Here is a 7,089-nt window from a genome sequence, read left to right as displayed (position 1 = left end):
CGATCTTTTCGAAAAGCATATGCCTTACCATTTTTCGATCGGCCTTACTAGGTTCGAAACATTTTCTCGATCCCCACATAATGTTTTCGAAGTTCGCACGATATTTTCCTTTTTCGCTCGATAATTTTGGAGTTCGCACGATTATCCCGATTTCCGCTCGATTATTGCTATTTTCGCACAATTACCTTGTTTTTCGCACAATTACTGCGCAATTCGAACGATCCACACGTACACCATTCCAAAGATCGTATGATTATCCATTTTTCACGATCTTTTCGAAAAGCATATGCCTTACCATTTTTCGATCGGCCTTACTAGGTTCGAAACATTTTCTCGATCCCCACTTAATGTTTTCGAAGTTCGCACGATATTTTCCTTTTTCGCTCGATAATTTCGGAGTTCGCACGATAATCCCGATTTTCGCTCGATTATTGCTATTTTCGCACAATTACCTTGTTTTTCGCACAATTACACCAGTACGGCACTTCATCCCCTACGAGCCTAAAAACAAAAAGCGCCGCGGTTTTCCCACGGCTGCTTACGGTCAGCTCGGCTGCGTCAAATATTTGCCAAGCTTGGCGGAATGGATCTGCATCTCTGTGCTTTTGAGCCAATCCAATGATATTTTTTTAAAGATTTCTATCGAACCCGTTGTAAAGAATTTGTGATTGGGTGGTTCCATATCTGTATTTCTCATATTTTGATAGTGTAAAATGGTACTTACTTCTCTCGCTGTTTCCTCACCTGAACTGATGACCTTAACCTGTGGCCCCATTTCCTGCTCAATCAGGGGACCGAGCAAAGGATAATGAGTGCAACCAAGAATCAGCGTGTCGATGCCGCTATCTTTGATTGGCATCAATGCTTCCTTGACTACTTTTCTGGCAATCTCGCTATGGTACTGGAAGCTTTCAACAAGTGGGACAAACTTTGGGCAGACGAGCTGTGTTACTTCCACTTCATGATTGATGAGGGTCAGTTCTTTTACATAAGCCTCACTTCTGACAGTTCCCGCGGTACCAAGCACTCCTACTTTGCTGTTTTCGGTTACTTTTAGAGCTGCTCGAGCTCCCGGTGAAATGACTCCGATGACCGGTATGGAGAGTTGTGCGCGAATTTCGTCCAATACTGCAGCTGTCGCCGTATTACAGGCGATCACTAACATTTTAATGTTAAATTCCCTTAAAAAGGAAGTCATTTGCCAAGTAAATTCTTTTATTTCTTCTTCGGGTCGAGGACCGTAGGGGCAACGGGCTGTATCACCGAGATAATAAATAGTTTCATTAGGGAGCTGGCGCATGATTTCCTTTGCAACTGTCAGCCCTCCGATGCCCGAATCCATTACTCCTATAGCTTCTTTCAATACAAACGCCTCATTCTTTTTTCATTTCTTGATGTAATTTAGCCAAGCTGTCTTTTAGAGCCATGGCATCTTGTTCCGAAAAATCTCCGAAGACATCTTGTAGGTATTCTTGTCTTTTTTTAATCACTTCATTGATGATAATTTCGCCCTTTTTTAATAAGTGTATGCGAACGACACGCCGGTCTTTCGGGTCTTTTACCCGTTCAACCAGTTCTTTTTTCTCCATTCTATCAATCAAATCTGTCGTTGTACTACATGCTAAAAACATTTTAGTGGATAATTCCCCAATTGTCATGTCTCCTTCTTCAAAAAGCCATTGAAGCCCGATGAATTGTGGAGGCGTGATGGCATAGTCTGCCAGTAATTCTCGCCCTTTTTGCTTCAAGATAACAGATATGTATCTCAAGTCTTTTTCAAGTTCTGCAATTAATTTTTCATTATGCCGGAAACCTGATCCATCATTCATGATTTAGCGCAACTCCCTGTACCCTTTTATATGCATTGTCACCTTTTTTAGTCAAAAAAACAAGAGGGCATTGGCGAATTCCCACTTATACTCGCTTATAGGAAAGCATAAAATCGAACAGAAATTTTATCCACATACAAAAAAGTACCTGTGCAGGCTAAGCGACAGGTTTTCGCGAACTGTGATTCCCTAACTTGGTTGAAAGCTTGTTACTAGCCATTCAGAGCAGACGACCACTGTGCACCGGCCAACTCCATTTCCGGATGAGATGAATGCTTCTCGCAATAGAATATCCTTTAACTCGAAGTTAAGGTCAGAATGACAGAAATCTGCATTAGCGGCGATGCTTTTATATACTGTTACTTTATTTATGATTTTTCTATATAATCCGTTACCAATATGAAATAACTGAATTATAAACATGAATGTGCCAAAAGGTCTTATGCTAACACCCATCATTGATTCGATGTTAATATGGAGTGAAAAGGAATTTGGGCAACCGTTCATTCGGGCCCTTTCATCGGAGATTCATTGAGACTGGAGTGGACTTGGTTTGGACACGAAAAAAGCGTTACCTATACTATTTGCTGTCATGTTCTTTGTGATGGTTGGATTTGGAATTATCATTCCTGTCCTGCCGTTTTATGCAGAAGATATGGGAGCATCCCCTGCAGAGCTTGGCTTGTTAATGGCCGTGTATTCATTAATGCAATTACTTTTCGCACCTATGTGGGGCAGAGTTTCCGACCGAATTGGACGGAAACCAGTCATGATGATCGGTATATTCGGATTGGCCATATCATTCTTCATGATGGCACTTTCCTCCTCACTATGGATGCTGTTTGTAGCTAGAATTGTCGGAGGTTTCCTTTCATCCGCCAACATGCCAACGGTTATGGCATATGTAGCTGACATCACATCAGAGGAAGATCGTGGAAAAGGAATGGGCATCATTGGTGCATCAATTGGTCTGGGCTTCATCTTGGGGCCTGCTATCGGAGGAGTCTTTTCCAAAACAAGCTTAAATATGCCATTTTATTTATCTGGTTTTTCCAGCCTCCTAACATTCGTTTTTGTTCTGCTGCTTTTAAAAGAATCTTTGCCACCAGAGGAAAGAGGACAGATAGCGAAAAAAACACCGTTGCGCAAAGCATTGCGCGGACCGATTACCGTTCTGTATGTCTTACAATTATTCACATCCCTTTCTTTGGCTGGACTTGAAGCGACGTTTGCCTATTTTGCGGCGAAAAAAGCTGGGCTGGATACGGTTCAGTTAGGCTACCTGTTTATGATCATGGGATTGGCTGGAGCTATTGTTCAAGGTGGGTTGGTTGGAAGAATGACGAAAAAGTATGGAGAGGGAGCAGTCATCCAGACTGGGATCGTGGTTTCAGCCATTGGATTCGGACTAATCCTGCTAGTAAATAGCTTTACGACGGCTGCCATCTACCTAACAATATTCGGAATTGGAAATGGAGTAATTCGTCCAAGTGTTTCTGCCTTACTGACAAAGACCTCTACCGCAGGCCATGGGAGCACTACCGGATTGCTTTCATCATTTGACTCTTTGGGAAGGATTGTCGGGCCACCACTAGGTGGTTGGTTGTTTTCCATTTCTATCGGATTCCCATACATATCAGGATTGATCATCTCAGTCTTTACATTTTTGATTTATCAACTTTATAAAGCAAGATCAAATAAAATGCAGCCTATCTCGTAGTCTGAACTATTTTTAAAACAAGCCTGACCAGTTCAGGTTTGTTTTCTTTATAAAACTGGATATAAAGTCCTGTTTTTTCCATTTTATAGTTTAATTTCCATTTCAGCGGGTAACTAATAACTAACCTCAACTATGTGACCTACATTAATAAATTTAATTGCCCCTCACAAAACATATGGTAAAGTTGTTGAATGGCTGCCTGCACTCCATCAATTGAAAGCGGTTTACCCGCTTTAATGACCTTCCTCCATGATATTCACAATGATTTTTCTCAACCTTGTCTATAAAGTTAATTATTTTGCTATATCTAGCCAGCAAAATAAAATATTATTCTATCTACATGGTTTCATTAATGTTTTATTAATCAGCCCTGTTTTTAAAACCCGTCTCCTCTGGGAATTTTTTGCATTTCATGAAAAATTGGTTTTAAAAGTTGCTCATTCATTTACATACAGAGAAAGGAGGGAAATCTGTTGAAAAGGTTCAAAGAATGGGCAAATGTGAATAGCTGGTGGCTGCCATGGGTCGGAGTAACTGCTACCATTTTCGGGCTAATCTTTCCAGATGTGCTTTTAAAAACAGGACAAGCTTTAACCAAGTTCTTACAAGTGATGTTGGCCTATTGGATCCAAGTGTTGATTGTTGTTTGGGTCATATATATTCAAATAGAGATACAAAGAATGAAAAAAAAGAAAAAGTATCCGTAGTCACTCGAAAACAACGTCTCTTAAGCATCGCCGTGTGAAAACGGCTTTTTCATTTTTAGAAACCAAAAAGTGACAAATTCCCTCGATAATAGACGGAAAATTACAATTTTAATAAGGAGGATGAAAAGAAATGAGACAATTTGTTCGAGGAATTCCATTTAGGGTTGTACAGAAGTTAAATGAAGTAAATGAAGTGCCAAAAGGAATTGAATTGATTCAGGCTCCAAAAATCTGGAAAGACACTAAGGGGAAAGGAATTAAAATCGCAGTTGTAGATACTGGCTGTGATATCAACCACCTAGATTTAAAAGATCGGATTATAGGAGGCAGAAATTTTACGGACGATGATCAAGGCAACCCTGAAATCTTTCAAGATTATAATGGTCACGGTACGCATGTATCGGGGACTATTGCAGCAACTGAAAACAACATTGGGGTAGTCGGCGTAGCTCCAGAAGCAAGTTTACTCGTTGTAAAAGTTCTTAATAGGCATGGTGTAGGTCAACATGATTGGATCATCAACGGTATCAAGTATGCGATTGAACAAAATGTAGATATTATTTCCATGTCTCTCGGTGGACCTGATAACAACCCAGAACTTTATCGTGTGATCAAACAAGCAGTTTCTGAAAATATACTAGTAGTCTGTGCCGCTGGGAATGAGGGAGATGGCAACGAAATAACTGATGAATTCGCGTACCCAGGGAGATATAATGAAGTCATTTGCGTTGGAGCTGTCAATTTTGACCGTCGTTCTTCTGATTTCACCAGCTCTCACAATGAGGTTGACTTAGTGGCACCTGGGGAAGAAATTCTATCAACATATTTAGATGGGAAATATGCCACTTTAAGTGGTACATCTATGGCGACTCCTCATGTTACTGGAGCGCTGGCTCTTGTAAAAGTTATGGCGAATCAATACTTTGAGAGACAACTTTCTGAACCTGAGCTCTATGCTCAATTAATCAAAAGAACCATCCCACTCGGCTTTTCTCCGAAGCTAGAAGGAAATGGCATTCTCTATCTGACTGTTCCAGAGCATCTAGCTAAGGTGTTTGATCAGGAGTTTGCAGCTACGATTTTAAAAGCCTGTGCTGGTGGTGTGTCTTTGAAAATTTGACTAGTTTACCAAGAAAAGCGAAACACGTACAGACTGAGCTGAAATGTCGAGGACGCCGTTTAGGGGTGACAAGCGCTGGCGCGACACTAGGACATTCCGTCCAGCAGAGGGCAATCCAGTGAAGTCGTTCTTTGACTTCATTGGATTGATCGAAGGGACCTCCCCTGCCGCTGGCAAGCTCAAACTGTGACGTCCTGTTCGTTGGAACCGATGTTGACTTATCGAAGGTGAACCGAGTTTCGCTAATTGAAAGGCGCTGGAGCTGGACTGAGCATTAAGGATCAATATGATATTTACTCCTGAGGCATTTTAACAACAAAAAAATAATGAAACAGGATGCTCTGAGCATCCCGTTTCATTATTTAAACTACACAAGTATTACTGTCCGCCTGCTTGATTCATGTCAACTTCCTGCGCATTTTCCAATGCTTCTTTCGGAACTTCAACATCTTTATCTTTCACAGCATTATAGTCGCTGTATGTGGATTTCATATCCATTTGCATATTCATCTTTTGGTCTTCCACTTCTGTAGACATCTCCATGACCATGTTCAACGCATTTAAATAGAAAGTTTCTTTATCGATAAAGACCTCATAATCAACCTTATTGAATTTCATGCCGTTCATAAGTCCCTCTGCCTGCAATTCAGAAGGCAAAGCGTCTTGAACACTATCCTTTAAAAACTTATCGAATTTATCTCCATCTGCTTTCAATGTCAAAATATAATTCTTGTCATCTTGCTTAAAGTCAAACTCATTAACAAAAGCTTTTAATTGTTCTAACTGTCCAGAAGGATTTGACTGGCCTTCAGACATTTGCAAGATTTGACCAGAAAACTCTTCTGGAAGCTTCATCCACATTTTTTGAGTCGGCTCATACATATAGAAGCCATCCTTAGTTAAATAAGAATCAATTTCCTGCTTTTGTCCATCAAGCGACATTGTCATTTTTTGGTGCATTGCCATTGGCTCAGTCACAAACGACATATCAATATCAGAATTGATATCTTGTTTTTGGCCAGCCGCTTCAACTGTTTGTTTCATATCGATTTTGGCATTGAAGCTCTTTACGTCCTTATTGGCAGCCTCTGATTTCTTAAATACATCTTCCAGTGTAAGTTCGTTTTCTTTATCCTTACTCGCTTTTTCTGTCGATGTTCCTTGCTTTGATTCACCCTTTTTGTCCACTGGATCAGCCGTTTGGCTACACGCTGCGAGCATCAGCATTAGCATCGCACCGAAAATGATTGACATTGTTTTCTTCATTAAAAAATTCAGCTCCCTAAAAATTTTGTAAAGCGTCTAGATGCTTGTTATTATGTACGGATTAAAGGTCATATAGTTTCATAGAATCAAAAAATGATTCTTATGAACTATAAAACAATCAGTCCTTTTCACCTAACTTTCAGTCGTCATGGCGTTTTTCCAACGTTGATTAATAAGATTAATCAACTCATCACTGGAACAGACCAGATTTTCAACCGCTATATTGACTTACAATTCATAACCGAATAATGAGTCTATTCGCGGTCAATTATAAAGAATGCAAAGATAAAATCCAACTAGAAAAGCTGATCAAATCCAGCACTTCAATTCCATTCCATATGACAAGGCCGCTGCAATATAACTGGTCTGATCAATAATTCCTCCATTAGAGATAATGACTGCCGGTTCACAATAAAACAGAGTTCATATAGGTTATAGTAAGAATAC

The 7,089-nt window shown here is 40.1% G+C and carries 6 protein-coding genes; 3 read left to right on the top strand and 3 right to left on the bottom strand.

Annotation, left to right across the window (positions count from 1 at the left end; genetic code table 11):
* Positions 1 to 544: 544 nt before the first annotated feature.
* Together racE and H9631_RS18670 are read right to left on the bottom strand one after the other, a co-directional pair.
* On the bottom strand, positions 545 to 1,363 hold the full coding sequence (racE, locus tag H9631_RS18675; RefSeq protein WP_191815511.1) for a glutamate racemase: 819 nt from the start codon (positions 1,361 to 1,363) through the stop codon (positions 545 to 547).
* A gap of 10 nt (positions 1,364 to 1,373) precedes the next feature.
* Complete coding sequence (locus H9631_RS18670; RefSeq protein ID WP_191815509.1) at positions 1,374 to 1,829, bottom strand: MarR family winged helix-turn-helix transcriptional regulator; 456 nt, start codon at positions 1,827 to 1,829, stop codon at positions 1,374 to 1,376.
* A 553-nt stretch (positions 1,830 to 2,382) separates the two neighbouring features.
* Between H9631_RS18670 and H9631_RS18665 the strand changes: the two genes are divergently transcribed.
* The 3 genes from H9631_RS18665 to H9631_RS18655 all read left to right on the top strand — a co-directional run bounded on the left by H9631_RS18665 (position 2,383) and on the right by H9631_RS18655 (position 5,376).
* On the top strand, positions 2,383 to 3,549 hold the full coding sequence (locus H9631_RS18665; protein ID WP_191815507.1) for an MFS transporter: 1,167 nt from the start codon (positions 2,383 to 2,385) through the stop codon (positions 3,547 to 3,549).
* Positions 3,550 to 4,022: 473 nt separating this feature from the next.
* Positions 4,023 to 4,256 (top strand): hypothetical protein, encoded by a 234-nt coding sequence (locus H9631_RS18660; protein ID WP_160706662.1) that lies wholly within the window; start codon positions 4,023 to 4,025, stop codon positions 4,254 to 4,256.
* A 130-nt stretch (positions 4,257 to 4,386) separates the two neighbouring features.
* Entirely contained in the window at positions 4,387 to 5,376 is a 990-nt protein-coding gene (locus H9631_RS18655; RefSeq protein ID WP_191815505.1) for a S8 family peptidase, read from the top strand.
* Positions 5,377 to 5,754: 378 nt separating this feature from the next.
* On the opposite strand, the gene H9631_RS18650 is transcribed toward H9631_RS18655, so the two are convergent.
* Positions 5,755 to 6,642: a DUF6612 family protein gene (locus H9631_RS18650; RefSeq protein ID WP_191815503.1), complete on the bottom strand. Its 888-nt coding sequence runs from the start codon at positions 6,640 to 6,642 to the stop codon at positions 5,755 to 5,757.
* Between the last annotated feature and the right edge of the window lie 447 nt (positions 6,643 to 7,089).

The organism is Bacillus norwichensis, assembly GCF_014836955.1.
Lineage (GTDB): Bacteria > Bacillota > Bacilli > Bacillales > Bacillaceae_C > Siminovitchia > Siminovitchia norwichensis.
This window is presented reverse-complemented; position numbering and strand designations above follow the sequence as displayed.

Bases quoted from the DNA above. Each gene is read 5' to 3' on its own strand.
- H9631_RS18670 (WP_191815509.1), bottom strand. From the start codon at position 1,829: ATGAATGATGGATCAGGTTTCCGGCATAATGAAAAATTAATTGCAGAA.
- H9631_RS18650 (WP_191815503.1), bottom strand. From the start codon at position 6,642: ATGAAGAAAACAATGTCAATCATTTTCGGTGCGATGCTAATGCTGATG.
- H9631_RS18655 (WP_191815505.1), top strand. From the start codon at position 4,387: ATGAGACAATTTGTTCGAGGAATTCCATTTAGGGTTGTACAGAAGTTA.